Below are 14,604 nucleotides of genomic sequence, written 5' to 3' on the forward strand. Positions count from 1 at the left end.
ACCCCGCCCCGGCCCCGTGGTCGTGACGGACCGGGCGGGAATTCATGGCCGGGAGCACCGAAACCTCAAGATTCCCGCCAGATGCGCATCGATCCTGTGGGATTGCCACGCATGAATGAGAGCATGTGTGGCATCAGCGGCTGGCGATTATCCGGCCCCCGGGTAAGCGGAGTGAGGAATTGCTATGTGGAAAATTGGTCGTAAAACCCTGGCTGTCGCGTTCAGTGCGTTCGCCGTGGCTGGAGTACTTGCCGTTCCGAGCCCCGCATTCGCCTGCGGATACAACGTCACGTACGGCGCGTGGAAGCACATCCCGGACACTTTGACCTGGCAACGGGAGTGGTCGTGGTTCTTCTACAACTGCAACACCAGCACGGTGCGCCGCAAGGTCATCGTGAACAACGGCTCGGACAGCCCCTGCTACTCAATCGCCCCCAGGGACACCCGCAACTACCGCAACCACGAGTCCAACACCGCCGGATACCGTATCAATCAGTACGAGAGGACCGCCTCCTGCTAGGGCTTGTGCTTTAGTGGATCGGCCGCGCGCCCGGCTGCGGGCGACTTGGTGGAACGCCTCCGGAATTGGTGGCACCCCACCGGTGCATGTCTGTCGCCGGCCCGGCCGGGTACCACGTCTGCCTCGTCGTCGCATTGCGGCACACCAATCCGCAACGGCGGCGACAACCGTCGACGCCACTTCGATTGGGATGGCCTCCTGGCCGGAGCCCAACCCGTATCGCCGCCCCATCCGCTGGCCGTGGATGGCCCCCCTCACTGCCCGCGAAGCTGCTGGCCCCGGCTCGGGCCGTCACGCGTTGTGAGGTTGGCGGCGATGCGGATCTCCTTTCCGCCCCGCCTATCTGGTGACCGGCGAGGCGTGGTGGCGTCCGGCCGGGGATCGGTAGGGGCTCACAGGCGGCCGGCGCGGGTGTGCAGCAGGTCGCGCAGCGACCGGATGTCCCCGGGCGAGGTGCGGGAGGCGAGCCAGTACATCAGCCCGGTGGGGATGAAGAAGAGCTGGAAGACGGCCAACCCGACGGCGTAGTTCAGCGGCGGCGGAAACGCCGCCCGCAGTCCGTGGAAGGCCACCCCGACCAGCCCGTTGCCAGCGGCCCGGCCGATCCCGTTGACCAGGTTGCCCAGGCTGTAGACCGTGCCCCGGTGCTCCGGCGGATTGACGTCGGCGATCAGGGCGAACCAGTTCGGTGAGTTCGCCGAGGTCAGGGCCAGCGCCACGACGGCGGTGAGCAGGCTCAACCCGACTGTGGGCTCGGTCAGCACGCTGGCCAGCACGGCGCCCACCACCGCCCCGGAGCCGCCGCCGTCCGGCACGTCGATCCGGATCGGCACCAGGAACAGGACCAGATAGAACGGCAGGGCCGCGAGAACGCCCACCGCCGCGACCAGGGCCCGCCCCCGTGGCGTTCGCCGTTGCAGCGCGTCGCCGGCGAGTCCACCCACGATCGAGAGCACCCCGCCGAGCTGGAACAGGGTGGCGAAGACGCTGCCCACCAGGACCGCGGTGGCCGGTGAGTAGCCCTGGTCCCGGGCTCGCTCGGCGAAGAGCACCGGCAGCCAGACCAGCGAACCGAACGCCGCCTGCGCGGTCAGCCCCTGCAGGATCAGCCAGCGGTTGGTCCGCCGGGCCAGGATCCGGGGTAGGTCCGCTCGGCTGATCCGGTAGTCGTACTCGACGCCGGCGTCGACCGCCCGGGCCAGCTCCGGCTCGCTCTGCCCCCGCCGCACGTCGTAGGTGAACAGATACGCGGCGGCCGCCACCACGCCGACCACGGTGACCGCCAGGAACGGACGTCGCCAGTCGGTGCTGCCCAGGATGCCGCCGGTGAGCGTCCCGGCCAGCGTGCCCACCCCCTGCGACAGGCCCCAGAAGCTCATCACCAGCCCCCGGCGGCGCGGCGAGATCAGGTCGGTGACCACGGAGAACCCGACGGAGCCGACCGCACCCAGCCCGACCGCGGCCAGCAGTTGGGCGGCCAGGAACGCCGGGTAGTTCGGGGCGAGACCGCTGCCCCCCGTGCCGACGGCCCAGACCAGCGTGCCGACCATGAGCAACGGCTTGCGGTCCGCCCGGTCGCCCACGTACGCCCAGGCGACCGCCGCCACCGCGCTGACCAGGAAACTCACCGCGGTGACCAGCCCGAGCAGGCGCTGTGGCACACCCAGCGCGCCGGAGATCGGCCCGTACAGCGGGGGCACCAGGCCGATCGCCACGTTGTCCAGTGAGGCGAGCACCACGAACACCACGACGCTGTAATACCGGTGCGCCGCGTTCCCGCGCCGAGAGATCCTGGTGCCAGCCATGACCGGCAGCAAACCAGGTCCGGTTAACGACCCGGCGGCCGGCCCTGCCCCGGCCCCGTCCGTCCGCCCGGGTACGCCGCCGGCGCCACCCGGTCGACGATCTGGTCACGGGCCCGGGCGTACCGCTCCCGGACGGCGGGCACCGGCTCGGCGGCGTACTCGGCCAGACCGGAGACGGGCCACCTGGGCGGCGTCGCGCCGCCCAGGGCGATCCAGGCGGCCTGGCGGGCGGCGCCGTCGGCGACGTACTCCCCGGGCGGCGGCACGACCACCCGCCGGCCGAAGACCTGCGGGGCGATCCGGCGCACCGCCGCCGACCGGGCGCCACCGCCGACCAGAATGATCCGGTCGGCCCGGGCCCCCTGCGCCAGCAGCGCGTCCAGGCCGTCGGCGAGCGCGCAGAGCATGCCCTCGACGGCGGCCCGGGCCAGGTGCACAGGGGTGGCGGTGTGCAGGGTGAGCCCGTGCACCGCGCCGGTGGCCAGCGGCCGGTCCGGGGTCCGCTCCCCCTCCAGGTAGGGAACCAGCGCCAGGCCGTCCGCGCCGGGCGGGGCGGACAGCGCCAACTCGGAGAGGGTGTCGAGGTCGACGCCGAGCATCGTCGCGGCGGCGTCCAGCACCCGGGCGGCGTTGAGCGTGCAGACCAGCGGCAGGTAGCGGCCGGTGGCGTCGGCGAAGCCGGCGACCGCTCCGGTGACGTCGGCCGCCGGGATGTCGGAGACCGCGAAGACCGTCCCCGAGGTGCCGATGGAGACGACCACGTCACCGGGACCGGCCCCGACGCCGAGCGCGGCGGCGGCGTTGTCCCCGGTGCCGGGGCCGAGCAGCGCCGCCGCGCCCGACCTGCCCGCCGGGTCGGCGAGCACGGCCGGTTCCAGCTGGCCGGCGACCTCGGCCGGACCGAGCACGGTGGGCACCCGTGGCACCCGGCCGAAGGCCCGTTCCAGCAGGTCCAGGCGGTACTCGCCGGTACGGGGCGACCAGTAGCCGGTGCCGCTGGCGTCGCCCCGGTCGGTGCGCAGCGCCGGCAGGCCGGGCGCGCCGGCCAGCCGCCAGGTGAGCCAGTCGTGCGGCAGGCAGACCGCCGCCACCCGGGCCGCGTTCGTCGGCTCGTGCCGGGCCAGCCAGCGCAGCTTGGTGGCGGTGAAGCTGGCCACCGGGACCAGCCCGACCGCGTCGGCCCAGAAGCGCCGGCCCGGCTCCCCGCCACCGGCCTCGGCGATCAGGTCGGCGGCGGCCCCGGCGGACCGGGTGTCGTTCCACAGCAGCGCCGGGCGGATCACCTGGCCCGACTCGTCCAGGCAGACCATCCCGTGCTGCTGGCCGGCGACCGCGACGGCCGCGACGTCGGCCAGCCCACCGGCGGCGTCGACCGCCGTCCGTAGGGCGTCCCACCAGGCGTCGGGGTGCACCTCGGTGCCGTCCGGGTGCGGCGCCCGACCCTGCCGGACCAGGCTGCCGGTCTCCGCGTCCCGGATGACGAGCTTGCAGGACTGGGTCGACGAGTCGACGCCGGCGACGAGCGGCATGGCGGCCCGCCTCAGCGCGCGCCGAGCAGGTGCTCGACGGCGAGCTGGTTGAGCCGGACGAAGCCGAAGCCCTTCGCCCCGGCCGCGTCGGCGTCGAACTCCTCGAAGGCGGAACGGTCGGCGAGCAGGTCGGCGTAGCTCTCCCCCGGGGCCAGGGTCGGGGTGGCCAGCTCGCCGACCCTGCTGGCGGCGAGGGCCTCGGCGACCTCCGGGTCGGCCCGGAAGGCGGCCGCCCGCTCCTTGAGCAGGAGGTAGGTGCGCATGTTCGCCTCGGCCGAGGCCCACACCCCGGAGAAGTCCTCGGTGCGGGAGGGCTTGTAGTCGAAGTGCCGCGGGCCCTCGTACGCCGGACCGCCGTCGGGTCCGCCGTGCTCCAGCAGGTCGACCAGGGCGAACGCGTTGAGCAGGTCGCCGTGGCCGAAGACGAGGTCCTGGTCGTACTTGATGCCGCGCTGGCCGTTGAGGTCGATGTGGAACAGCTTGCCCTGCCAGAGCGCCTGGGCGATGCCGTGGGCGAAGTTCAACCCGGCCATCTGCTCGTGGCCGACCTCGGGGTTGAGGCCGACCAGCTCCGGGTGGGCCAGGGTGGAGATGAACGCCAGCGCGTGACCGACGGTGGGCAGCAGGATGTCGCCGCGCGGCTCGTTCGGCTTCGGCTCGATGGCGAAGCGCAGGTCGTAGCCGGAGTCGATGACGTACTGGCAGAGCAGGTCGACGCCCTCCCGGTAGCGGTCCAGCGCGGCGCGCACGTCCTTGGCCAGGTCGTACTCGGCGCCTTCCCGGCCGCCCCACATGACGAAGGTGCGGGCGCCCAGTTCGGCGGCGAGGTCGAGGTTGCGCAGCACCTTGCGCAGCGCGTACCGCCGGACGTCACGGTCGTTGCTGGTGAAACCGCCGTCCTTGAACACGGGGTGGGTGAAGAGGTTGGTGGTGACCATCGGGACCACCATGCCGGTCTCGTCGAGGGCCTTGCGGAACCGGGTCAGGTGCGCGTCGCGGGTGGCGGCGTCGGCGCCGAAGGGCACCAGGTCGTCGTCGTGGAAGGTGACGCCGTACGCACCCAGTTCGGCGAGTCGGTGCACCGCCTCGACCGGGTCCAGTTCGGCGCGGGTGGCGTCGCCGAACGGGTCGCGGGCCTGCCAGCCCACGGTCCAGAGCCCGAAGGAGAACCTGTCGGCGGGGGTGGGACGGTGAGCCATGGCAGACCTCCGGGTGGTGGTGTCGACCGCTATTTGTTCAGTGGTTGAATTAAATGGTGGCGGTGTGGCATTGTCAAGAGGTGACCAGCGCCAACACCGCCGGGGCGGTCCGCCAGGGCAGCCTGCGCGAGCTCAACCTCGCCGTGGTGCTGGGGCGGATCGCCGCCGCCGGCCGTCCCCCGTCTCGGGCCGCGATCGCCGCCGACACCGGCCTCACCCGGGCCACCGTCTCCGCGGTGGTGGACGACCTGATCGCCGGGCGGCTGGTCGCCGAGGTCGACCCCGAGCCGCGCACCGGGGCGGGGCGACCCGCCCGAGGGCTGCGGCTCGCCGCCGACGGGCCCGCCGGGCTCGGGCTGGAGATCAACGTCGACTACCTGGCCGCCTGCGTCGTCGACCTGACCGGCGCTGTCCGCCACCACGAGGTCCGCCGGGCCGACCTGCGTCCCGTCTCCCCGAGCGAGGCGCTCGCCCGCCTGGTCGAGCTGGCCGGGCGGGCCCACGCGGTGGCCGACCGGCTGGGGCTCACCCTGGCCGGCGCAACCCTGGCCGTGCCGGGCCTCGTCGACGCCCACGGGCTGGTCCGGCTCGCGCCCAACCTCGGCTGGCGCGACGTGGACGTCCCCGCCCTGCTCGCCGGGCATCCGCCACTCACCGGCACGGTCGGCGGGGTGCCGGCGCTGACCGTCGACAACGAGGCGAACCTGGCCGCCCTCGGCGAGCTGTACGCCGTCCCAGGCACGGCGAGCTTCCTGCACGTCTCCGGTGAGATCGGCATCGGCGCCGGGATCGTCCTCGACGGCGTGCTCTTCCGGGGTGCCCGGGGCTGGAGCGGCGAGCTGGGTCACGTACCGGTCGACCCGGCCGGGCCGCGGTGCCGCTGCGGCGGCCGGGGCTGCCTGGAGACGTACGCCGGTCAGGAGGCCATCCTCGGCGCGGCCGGGCTCTCCGAGGCGGACCTGCCGGCGGACACCGCCGCCCGGCGGCTGGCCCACCTCGCCGCGGCCGGCGACCGGGCCACCCTCGACGCGCTGCACGCGGCCGGGAACGCCCTGGGGGTGGCCGTCGCAGGCGTGGTGAACCTGCTCGACCTGGACACCGTGGTACTTGGCGGCGGATACGCGACCCTCGCGCCCTGGCTGCGACCGCCCGTCGCCGCCGAGCTGACCGCCCGGGTGCTCACCGCCGCCTGGGCGCCCGTCTCGGTCCGCGCCGCCGCGCTCGGGTCGGAGTCCGCAGCGGTCGGCGGCGCCGGTGCCGTGGTCCACCGGATCGTCGCCCGGCCGTCCGGCTGGCTCGCCCGACGGGAGTGAATCCCCGTGCGGGCGGCGTCACGCCGGCGCGGCCCAGGCCGAGTGGGCCACCGACGGCGGGCCACCGAGAGACTCGCGGGCGACCACCGGCCGCCCGGCCGTCGGCTCCGCCGCCCCCTCCCGCTGCCGGGCCACCCGGTCGAATTCGCGGATGCCGCGCAGCAGTTCCTCCCGGCCCTCGCTGCTCATGCCGGAGAGCACCTCGGCCAGCCGCCGCCGGCGATCCCGCCGCAGGTCGGTGAGGAGCCGCCGCGCCTCCGGGGTCAGGTGCAAGGCGATCTCGCGCCGATCCAGGCGGCCCGGTTCGCGTTCCAGCATGCCGGCCGCGACCAGGCGGTCACAGAGCCGGCTCGCCGAGGAGAGCAGCATGTCCAGCAGGGTCGCGAGCCGGCGGAGGTTGATTCCGTCGTGCCGCTCCACCACCATCACCGCACGGAGCTGCGCGCCGGACAGCCGGCTGGTCGTCCGCTCCCGCGCCGCCTCCCACACGGACAGGAGAGCACCGGCCGCGGCATCCAGCTCGGCGGCCATACTCACGTGTGGTCTGCGAGGACCGCTGTCATCGGCCATGGTGGGCCCGAGACTACCCGCCGCAGCGGGTCGGCGGCCCCGATCAGAGGAGTGACGATGCGCGGACCGGACGACCGGGCCCGACAGGCGCTGATCGAGGCGCCGGTCGACCTCCTGCTGGACCGACTCACCAGCCAGTTGGCCAGCGACTTCGGGATCTCCGGGGCCGAGCTGTACCAGGTCGACTACCGGCTGTCGGTGCTGCTGCCGTTCGGCGGCGGGGAGCCGGTCACCCGGCCTGGTCACCCCGCCTGGCGCTGCTTCGACCACCAGGAGCCGATTCTGGCGGGCGACGCCGGCTGGTTCCCGGTCGGCATGCGCGGGGAGCGGCGCGGGGTGCTCCGACTGATCCCGGCGCCGCAGGACCAGGAGGCCGTCGACCAGCTCGCCGCCATCGCCACCGCGCTCGGGCACGAACTTGCCGCCGTCTCTGCCGGCACCGACCTGTACCGGGATGCCCGGCGGGCCCGCCGGCTCACCCTCGCCGCCGAGATGCAGTGGGAGCTGCTGCCCGGACGCAGCCGGGTCCGCCCGTCGTTCAGCCTGGCCGGGCAACTGGAGCCGGCGTACGCGGTGCGTGGCGACAGCTTCGACTGGTCCGACGACGGACGCCGGGTGTGGCTCTCCACCGTCAACGGCACCGGCGAAGGGGTGGCCGCCGCGATGCTCACCGCGCTGGCCACGCACGCGCTGCGCAACGCACGCCGAGGCGGCCTGGCCCTCGCCGACCAGGCGGCCCTCGCCGACCAGGCGATCTACGCCTTGCACCGAGGTGAGCAACACCTCGCCACCCTGCTGATGGAGGTTGACCTCGCCTCCGGCCGGTTGACCGTGGTCGACGCCGGCTCACCCCGACTGGTGCTGCTGCGCGACGGCGAGGCCAGCGAGCCGGCGCTGGACAAGCAGTTCCCGCTCGGCATGTTCGAGGGGACCGACTACCAGGAGCAGCACATCGACCTGAGCCGTGGTGACCGGCTCTTCGTGGTCAGCGACGGGGTGGTCGACGCGCTCGGCGGCAACATCCGCTACGGGGAGACCGCGCTGGACCGCATCCTGCGTCGTACCAGGCCCATGGCGCCGCTGGACGCCGTCCGCTCGCTGGTCGGGGACCTGCGGGCGTTCGTCACCGGGGACCTCATCGACGACGCGGTCGTGGTCTGCCTGGACTGGACCGGCCCTCACCCCTGACCGCCCCCGCGCTCAGTACGCCCCGCGCCGCCGGAGCACCGCGCCGAAGGTCTTCCAGAGGATGGTCAGGTCGGCGGCGAGGGACCAGTTCTCCACGTAGTAGAGGTCGAGCCGGATGCCGTCCTCCCAACTCAGGTCGGATCGGCCGCTGACCTGCCAGAGCCCGGTCATGCCCGGCTTCACCAGCAGGCGGCGGGCCACGTCGCCGTCGTACCGGGCGACCTCCGACGGCAGCGGCGGCCGCGGGCCGACCAGACTCATCTGCCCGAGCAGCACGTTGACCAGTTGGGGCAGCTCGTCCAGGGACCACTTGCGCAGCAGCCGGCCGATCCGGGTCACCCGGGGATCGTCACGCATCTTGAACAGCAGCCCGTCGGTCTCGTTGCGGGCGGCCAGCTCGGCCAGGAGCTCGTCGGCGTTGACCACCATGGTGCGGAACTTCAGCACCGCGAACTCGTGCCCGCCCTGCCCGACCCGGGTCTGCCGGAACAGCACCGGCCCCCGGCCGTCCAGTCGGATGGCCAGCGCGATCACCGCGATGAACGGCAGGGCCAGCAGCAGCGTCAGCGCGGCGAGGGTGCGGTCGACGAGTTCCTTGACCAGCTTGCGGGCGCCCCGGAACTCCGGGGCCTCGACGTGGATCAGCGGCAGGCCGGCGACCGGCCGGGTGTGGATGCGAGGCCCGGCGACGTCGGTCAGCGCGGGTGCCACCACGAGGTCTATCCCGGTCCCTTCCAGCTGCCAGCCCAGCCGGCGCAGCCGGGCGGCGGTCAGCTCCCCGGAGGCGGTTACCGCGACGGTATCGGCGCCGATCGCCGCCGCCGCCTCGGGCACCCCCCGCAGCGAGCCCACCACCGGCACATCGCTGAGCCGCTGCGGCACCGGTGCGAGCAGCGCGTCGGGGATGCAGGCGCCGACCACCTGGTAGCCGGCGTATGGTTCGCGGCGCAGGGTGTGCACGAGTTCCAGCACGTGCGCGGTGTCGCCGACGACCAGCACCCGGCGGGACCAGCCGGCACCGTTGTACCGGGCCAGGTGCAGCCGCTTGCGGGCGGCGAACCGGGTCACCACCAGGGCCACCGTGCCGAAGGCGAAGGAGATGGCGAGGAACCCGCGGGAGACGCCGACGTCGGCGATGTATCCGGCGATCGCGATGCCACCGGCGAGGCGCAGACTGGCGGCGCTGACCCGGCGGTACTCGTCGGCGCCGTAGCCGAGCACCCGGTCGTCGTAGCAGCGCATCGCCTTGAGGGAGATCAGCCAGGTGAGCACCAAACCCGGGGCCACCAGGACGTAGGGGATCTCCGAACCGACCGGGGTCTGGTCGCCGAAGCGGGCGGCGTACCCGGCCAGGACGGCGAGACAGAGGACAGCTGTGTCGAGGACGACCAGGAGCCGCACGTACGCCCGCTGGTTCGCGCGGGCGACGGGCCCGGACGAGCGGCCCGTCGGCACCGACGACGTCGGGGTGGGCGTGGAAAGGGTTGCCGCACTCACCGGGCCTCCTCCCATCGCGCGAGTCGGCTCCGGCTCGCCGACGCCCAGGCTCGGAAGTGCCGCCGAAGCGCTTCCGACATCCTGCCTCACAATGATGACTACCGATTGCTTCGGACGTATTGCCGTCAGTTTTCCCCTGTCAGGAGAACGCGGACCGCCGCACCAGGAGATCCGGTGCGGCGGTCCGCGCTGTCCGGCGACTCAGCGCGGCGCGTTCGGGCGCAGTGCGATCGCCTTGAGGAAGATGTCGCCGATCTTGGTCGGGTCCTCGGTGACGAAGGTGCCGCCGCCGGTGACGTTGGTGATCGACTGAAGCTCGGCCTTGGAGACCTCGTTACCGATGCCGATGATCACGACCTGCACCGGCCGCTCCGGGTCGGCCAGCGCCTTCAGTTCACCGAGCAGCTTGGCCTGGGAGATGCCGCTGTCGTCCTCGTTCTTACCGTCGGTGAAGAGCACCACCGAGTTGACCCGCCCCGGCTCCCAGTCCCGCTGGACCGTCTTGTACGCCTCGAGCATCGTGTCGTACAGGCCGGTGTTGCCGTCGGACGGGCGGACCACGCCCAGGCCCTGCTCCAACTTGCTCCGGTTGCTGGACAGCGGGTTGATCGGCACGACCTCACGCCAGTCCCGGGAGCCCACCAGGTTCGTCGAGAACGTCCACAGGCCGATCGACCAGGAGTCGTCGAAGAGATTCAGGCCGCGGCTCGCCGCCGCCACGGTGACCTGCGCACGGCTGGCGTTGTTGGCGGAGGGGACCTCCGTCTTCATGGAACCGGAGACGTCGATGACGCAGAGCATCCGGCCGGACTGGGTCGCGATGGACCAGCCGGAGACCGCCCGGTCGATCGCGACCGGGTCCAGGCCACCCGCGGCGCCGACGCCGGCCGGCGGGACGGTCGACTGTCCACCGGCCGGGCTCGGGGCGCCCTGCGGCGCCTTGAATCCCGCACCCCAGTTGCCGTCCGGCGCGCGCAGCGACTGCGCGGCCAGCCGGTCCTTGAACCCCTGGGTGGTGAGCAGCTCGTAGAGCACCCTGGCTGCCGATGCCTTCGACGGCTCGATGCCGGGCAGCACCGCGTACGGGTAGTCCAGCGGCATGGGCGACGGCTCCAGGTAGAGCGCGGCCAGCGGGATCGGCGGCTTGGTGTTGTTGTACGCCATCACGTCTTCCTCCGACAGCGCGGCTGCGGAGAGCGCGCTGGCGATGGACGCCGGGTCGTTGGAGCGTGGGAACCGGGCCAGCAGGTCCTGCCGCAGCGCGGAGCGGCCGGTGGCCAGAGCCCGGAGCGCGCCGGTGGTGGCCTGCTGCGCGTCCCCGCCGGAGGCGCTGGCGGCGGCGGTGAGCGAGAGGAGCCCGGACAGGCCGGCGGCGTCCCGGGTCGGCTCGACGATCCCGGCGCGCAACGGCTTGTCGCTGCTGACCGCGCGGAGCAGGTCGGTCCAGCTGAGCTTCTCGTCCGGCCAACCGAGACGCGAGGCGGCGACCGGCTCCGGCATGGCCACCACGATCGGGCTGCGGGCGATCGACGCGCCGTTGCCCGGGGCGAACGCGGTGGCGCCGTTGTTCTTCAGCCGCAGCAGCCAGGTGGAGGAGTCCGGGATCCAGACGTCGGGGGTGATGACGGTGCCGCTGGCCTGCCCCACGCCCGCGAGGGTGGCGCCGTGCTTGCTGGCGACCGCGGCGGCCACGTCGACCGACTCGGAGGAGGCGACGGTGACCGCGATGCAGGTGCCGCCGACCGCTGCCCCGTCCTTGACCCACTGGGCGGCGGCGTCCCCGACCGCCGGCGCCAGTTCCGGCGTGGCGGCCACGGTGAGCTGGATCTCCCCCGAGCAGGACGGGCCGGCCAGCTGCTGGTAACCGAACCAGGACCCGGCGACCACGGCGGCGAGCGCGGTCGCCACAGCTGCGGCTCCTGCTCCACGGATACTTGAACGCATGCGATGGCGGCCAGACACGCCGACCATCTTGCGCAGGTCGGGCGCTTACCGCCATAACCGTTCGGACGAAAGTTACTGAGGAGAAACAGTTGATCACAGTTTCGCCACACTGAGTAGTCAGTCCGTCTCCAGGTGTGGGATTCCTCCACTCCGGAGCGTCATCGGTCAGGGTAGGACACAGGTGGGGCTCGGCACCTCGACCGGCTCGCCGAGTGGTTCCGGCACACCCGAGCCCGGATCCACCCGAAACACCCGCACCATGTCGGCCCGCTCGTCCGCGACGTAGAGATGCCCGCCGACCAGCACGAAGTGCCGCGGCCACTCCCCGCCCGTCGCCACCTCCGCCACCAGCCGCGGCAGGTCGCCGTCGAGTGCGAAGACCGCGACGGTACCGACTCCCCGGTTGCCGACGTAGAGGAAGCGCCCACCCGGACCGACGGCGATCTCCGAGGGCTGGACGTGCCCCGCCCGGCCGCTGGCCTCGATGCGTCCCCGCTGGCGCAGGTCCCCCTCCGCGGTCAACTCGTACGCGGTGACCGTCGCGTCCAGCTCACCCGCCACCCAGCAACGCCGCCCGTCGGGATGCCGGGCCAGGTGACGCGGCCCGGTGCCGGCGGCGGTACGCACCCGGGGCGCGCGGGGCACCAGTCGGCCCGACCCGGCGTCCAGGTCGTAGCGGTAGATCGAGTCGGTGCCGAGGTCGACCGCGAGCAGCGGACCGGCGCCCGGGTCCGGGGAGACCATGTGACAGTGCGGCTTCTCCTGGCGCTCCGGATCCGGGCCGTGGCCCTCGTGCCGGACGAGGTCGCTGCGTTCCCCCGGCACCCCGCGAGCGTCGAGCGGGAGGACCGCGACGCTGCCACCGCCGTAGTTGGCGACGAGGAGGTGCCCGCCGTCCGGCGCGACCGCCAGGTGGCACGGCTCGGCGCCACCGGTCGACCGGACGGCCAGCGGGGTCAGCTCACCCCCCTGACCCACTCCGAAGGCACTGACCCGGCCCTCGGCAAGCTCGTTGACCGCGTACAGCACCGGCAGGGTGGGGTGCCGGGCGAGGAAGGAGGGTGACTCGGTCGCCGCCACCGTGCCGAGCGGCGTCAACTCCCCCGAGCCCCGGTCCCGACGGGCGGCCACGATGCCGTCTCCCCGCCCGCCGCTGGCCGCCGTGTATCCGCCGATGTGGACGATGTCACTCGTCACCGCTGCGTCCCTTCGCCGTCCTGCCGTCGATCCAACCAGAGCCTTCCCGGCGGACCCGACCGTTGGGCTCCTTTCCCGGATTTCCGCACGGGCCGCCCGGCTCCGCACTCGACGGTGCGACGGGCACCGAGGGCGAGCCACGGCCTCCGGCGCGGCGGGCCGGGCGCCGTCAACCGGTACGGCGGACCGGGTCGGGGGCGGCGCCGTGGCACCGCCCCCGACCCGGGTCAGGCCACCGGGACCGGTTCGCCCCGCTGCCGGGCCACATGCTCGACCAGCGAGATCAGCACCATCTTCGCGGACTGGCGGTCCCGCGCGTCACAGAGCACCACCGGCACCTGCGGGTCGATGTCCAGCGCCTGACGAACCGCCTCGGTGCCGAACTGGCGGGCCCCGGCGAAGTGGTTCACCCCGACCACGAACGGGATGCCGCGCTGCTCGAAGTAGTCGATCGAGGGAAAGCAGTCGGCCAGCCGGCGGGTGTCGGCGAGCACGACCGCGCCGAGCGCGCCGAAGGCCAACTCGTCCCACAGGAACCAGAACCGGTCCTGGCCCGGCGTGCCGAAGAGGTAGACCTGGAGATCCTCGGTGATGGTGATCCGACCGAAGTCCATCGCCACCGTGGTGGTGGTCTTCCCCTCCACCCCGGAGAGGTCGTCGGTGCCGATGCTGACGCTGGTCAACACCTCCTCGGTCTGCAGGGGGCGTACCTCGCTCAGGGCGCTGACCAACGTCGTCTTGCCCGCGCCGAAGCCGCCGGCAATGAGGATCTTGAGAGCCAGCGGCAACCGGGCCCCGGAGGAGTCCCGGTCAGAGCGCACGTAGTCCACTGACCACCGCCTTGAGGATGTCGTTGTCGGGAAGTGCGGCGACCGGCGGCTCGTGCACCGAGGCCAGCCCCCGGGCGAGCAGGTCGCCGAGGAGAACGCGGACCACGCCCACGGCGAGGTCGAGGTCGGCGGCGAGGTCCGCCACCGTGACCGGGCGCCGGGCCAGTTCGACCAGACGCCGGTGTTCGGGCTGCAACCCGGGCTGACCGGCCGGATCCCCGTGCGCCAGCACGAACGCAACCAGATCGAACCCGTCGACGGCCGGGCGCACCCGGCCGCCGGTGAGGGTGTACGGCCGGACCACCGGACCGGCTGCGCCGTCCAGCCACTCGTGCTGAGGGCCCGGCGGCTCAGCTCGCATCGACGGCCTCCGCCGTCGCCCGGGCCGGCGCCGTCAGTTTCTCGCCGACCCGGATAACCAGCATCGCCATCTCGTACGCCACGAAACCGATGTCCGCGTCGGCCTCGCAGACCAAGGCCAGGCAGGTGCCCTGACCGGCGGCCGTGACGAACAGGTACGCGGACTCCATCTCCACCACCGTCTGTCGGACCCCGCCGGCGTCGAGGTGCCGGCTGGCACCCTTGGCCAGGCTGGAGAAGCCGGAGGCCAGGGCGCAGAGGTGTTCGGCGTCGGCGGTGTCCATCCCGGTGGAGGCCCCGAGCAGCAGACCGTCGGCGGAGAGCACCACCGCCTCCAGTGCGGGGGGCACCCGATCCACCAGCTCGTCCAGCAACCAGCCGAGGTCGGCGCTCTGCCTCGTCGTGTGCACCACTAGGCGTCCCTCTCAGTCGCGGTCGGGGAGTCGGAGGCCGCCGCCGGTTCGACCGGCGACGAGGACGGCTCGGGGCGGGCTCGCCCGTCGGGACCGTCGGTGGCCGCCGGGTCGGGCGGCAACGGGCGCAGCGTGACGCTCTCCCGCCGGCCTCGGGCGGTGCCGGCCTGGAGCGCCGACATCTGCCGGCGTACCTCCTCGGGCGAGCGGGGGGCCGGGGCCTCCGCGGCCTGCGACCG

Annotated in this window: 14 protein-coding genes; 3 read left to right on the forward strand and 11 right to left on the reverse strand. The window is 73.2% G+C overall.

The window, feature by feature from the left end; all coding sequences use genetic code 11:
- Nucleotides 1-235: 235 nt before the first annotated feature.
- The gene (locus E1193_RS22720; protein ID WP_132185213.1) at nucleotides 236-520 is read left to right on the forward strand and encodes a hypothetical protein; all 285 of its coding nucleotides are present in this window, start codon (nucleotides 236-238) and stop codon (nucleotides 518-520) included.
- Nucleotides 521-912: 392 nt separating this feature from the next.
- Here the strand turns inward: E1193_RS22720 and E1193_RS22725 are convergent, their stop codons facing one another.
- From E1193_RS22725 to xylA, 3 genes are read right to left on the reverse strand one after another with little or no spacing between them, the layout of a single operon-like run.
- Nucleotides 913-2,325 (reverse strand): MFS transporter, encoded by a 1,413-nt coding sequence (locus E1193_RS22725; RefSeq protein WP_132185214.1) that lies wholly within the window; start codon nucleotides 2,323-2,325, stop codon nucleotides 913-915.
- 23 nt (nucleotides 2,326-2,348) lie between these two features.
- A complete protein-coding gene (gene xylB, locus E1193_RS22730) occupies nucleotides 2,349-3,854 on the reverse strand; it encodes a xylulokinase (protein ID WP_132185215.1) in 1,506 nt (501 codons plus the stop codon).
- An 11-nt stretch (nucleotides 3,855-3,865) separates the two neighbouring features.
- Complete coding sequence (gene xylA / locus E1193_RS22735) at nucleotides 3,866-5,053, reverse strand: xylose isomerase (RefSeq protein WP_132185216.1); 1,188 nt, start codon at nucleotides 5,051-5,053, stop codon at nucleotides 3,866-3,868.
- Between the two features lie 53 nt (nucleotides 5,054-5,106).
- On the opposite strand from xylA, the gene E1193_RS22740 reads away from it, so the two are divergent.
- Complete coding sequence (locus tag E1193_RS22740; RefSeq protein ID WP_132185217.1) at nucleotides 5,107-6,366, forward strand: ROK family protein; 1,260 nt, start codon at nucleotides 5,107-5,109, stop codon at nucleotides 6,364-6,366.
- An 18-nt stretch (nucleotides 6,367-6,384) separates the two neighbouring features.
- Here the strand turns inward: E1193_RS22740 and E1193_RS22745 are convergent, their stop codons facing one another.
- Nucleotides 6,385-6,897 carry a MarR family transcriptional regulator gene (locus E1193_RS22745; protein ID WP_132185218.1) on the reverse strand — a complete coding sequence of 171 codons (513 nt, stop codon included), beginning with the start codon at nucleotides 6,895-6,897 and terminating at the stop codon, nucleotides 6,385-6,387.
- 96 nt (nucleotides 6,898-6,993) lie between these two features.
- Here E1193_RS22745 and E1193_RS22750 point away from each other — a divergent pair, with 96 nt between their 5' ends.
- Complete coding sequence (locus E1193_RS22750) at nucleotides 6,994-8,124, forward strand: PP2C family protein-serine/threonine phosphatase (protein WP_132185219.1); 1,131 nt, start codon at nucleotides 6,994-6,996, stop codon at nucleotides 8,122-8,124.
- Nucleotides 8,125-8,136: 12 nt separating this feature from the next.
- On the opposite strand, the gene E1193_RS22755 is transcribed toward E1193_RS22750, so the two are convergent.
- The 7 genes from E1193_RS22755 to E1193_RS22785 form a co-directional block, all read right to left on the reverse strand.
- Nucleotides 8,137-9,621 carry a sugar transferase gene (locus E1193_RS22755; RefSeq protein WP_132185220.1) on the reverse strand — a complete coding sequence of 495 codons (1,485 nt, stop codon included), beginning with the start codon at nucleotides 9,619-9,621 and terminating at the stop codon, nucleotides 8,137-8,139.
- Nucleotides 9,622-9,822: 201 nt separating this feature from the next.
- The gene (locus E1193_RS22760) at nucleotides 9,823-11,565 is read right to left on the reverse strand and encodes a substrate-binding domain-containing protein (RefSeq protein ID WP_207922811.1); all 1,743 of its coding nucleotides are present in this window, start codon (nucleotides 11,563-11,565) and stop codon (nucleotides 9,823-9,825) included.
- 165 nt (nucleotides 11,566-11,730) lie between these two features.
- On the reverse strand, nucleotides 11,731-12,762 hold the full coding sequence (locus tag E1193_RS22765) for a lactonase family protein (protein ID WP_207922812.1): 1,032 nt from the start codon (nucleotides 12,760-12,762) through the stop codon (nucleotides 11,731-11,733).
- Nucleotides 12,763-12,989: 227 nt separating this feature from the next.
- Nucleotides 12,990-13,592: an ATP/GTP-binding protein gene (locus tag E1193_RS22770; RefSeq protein WP_132185222.1), complete on the reverse strand. Its 603-nt coding sequence runs from the start codon at nucleotides 13,590-13,592 to the stop codon at nucleotides 12,990-12,992.
- A complete protein-coding gene (locus tag E1193_RS22775; RefSeq protein ID WP_132185223.1) occupies nucleotides 13,573-13,953 on the reverse strand; it encodes a DUF742 domain-containing protein in 381 nt (126 codons plus the stop codon). The genes E1193_RS22770 and E1193_RS22775 overlap by 20 nt, the downstream gene beginning before the upstream one ends.
- Nucleotides 13,943-14,365, reverse strand: coding sequence for a roadblock/LC7 domain-containing protein (locus E1193_RS22780; RefSeq protein WP_132185224.1), 423 nt, complete (start codon nucleotides 14,363-14,365; stop codon nucleotides 13,943-13,945). The genes E1193_RS22775 and E1193_RS22780 overlap by 11 nt, the downstream gene beginning before the upstream one ends.
- The coding region (locus tag E1193_RS22785; RefSeq protein WP_132185225.1) for a hypothetical protein at nucleotides 14,365-14,604 on the reverse strand (240 nt) is incomplete at its 5' end. The genes E1193_RS22785 and E1193_RS22780, both read right to left, overlap by 1 nt.

It is taken from the genome of Micromonospora sp. KC606, from assembly GCF_004348675.1.
Taxonomy (GTDB): Bacteria; Actinomycetota; Actinomycetes; order Mycobacteriales; family Micromonosporaceae; genus Micromonospora.

Coding starts and splice junctions, on each gene's coding strand:
- E1193_RS22725 (WP_132185214.1), bottom strand. CDS start 2,325: ATGGCTGGCACCAGGATCTCTCGGCGCGGGAACGCGGCGCACCGGTAT.
- xylB (WP_132185215.1), bottom strand. CDS start 3,854: ATGCCGCTCGTCGCCGGCGTCGACTCGTCGACCCAGTCCTGCAAGCTC.
- xylA (WP_132185216.1), bottom strand. CDS start 5,053: ATGGCTCACCGTCCCACCCCCGCCGACAGGTTCTCCTTCGGGCTCTGG.
- E1193_RS22740 (WP_132185217.1), top strand. CDS start 5,107: ATGGTGGCGGTGTGGCATTGTCAAGAGGTGACCAGCGCCAACACCGCC.
- E1193_RS22745 (WP_132185218.1), bottom strand. CDS start 6,897: ATGGCCGCCGAGCTGGATGCCGCGGCCGGTGCTCTCCTGTCCGTGTGG.
- E1193_RS22750 (WP_132185219.1), top strand. CDS start 6,994: ATGCGCGGACCGGACGACCGGGCCCGACAGGCGCTGATCGAGGCGCCG.
- E1193_RS22760 (WP_207922811.1), bottom strand. CDS start 11,565: ATGCGTTCAAGTATCCGTGGAGCAGGAGCCGCAGCTGTGGCGACCGCG.
- E1193_RS22775 (WP_132185223.1), bottom strand. CDS start 13,953: ATGCGAGCTGAGCCGCCGGGCCCTCAGCACGAGTGGCTGGACGGCGCA.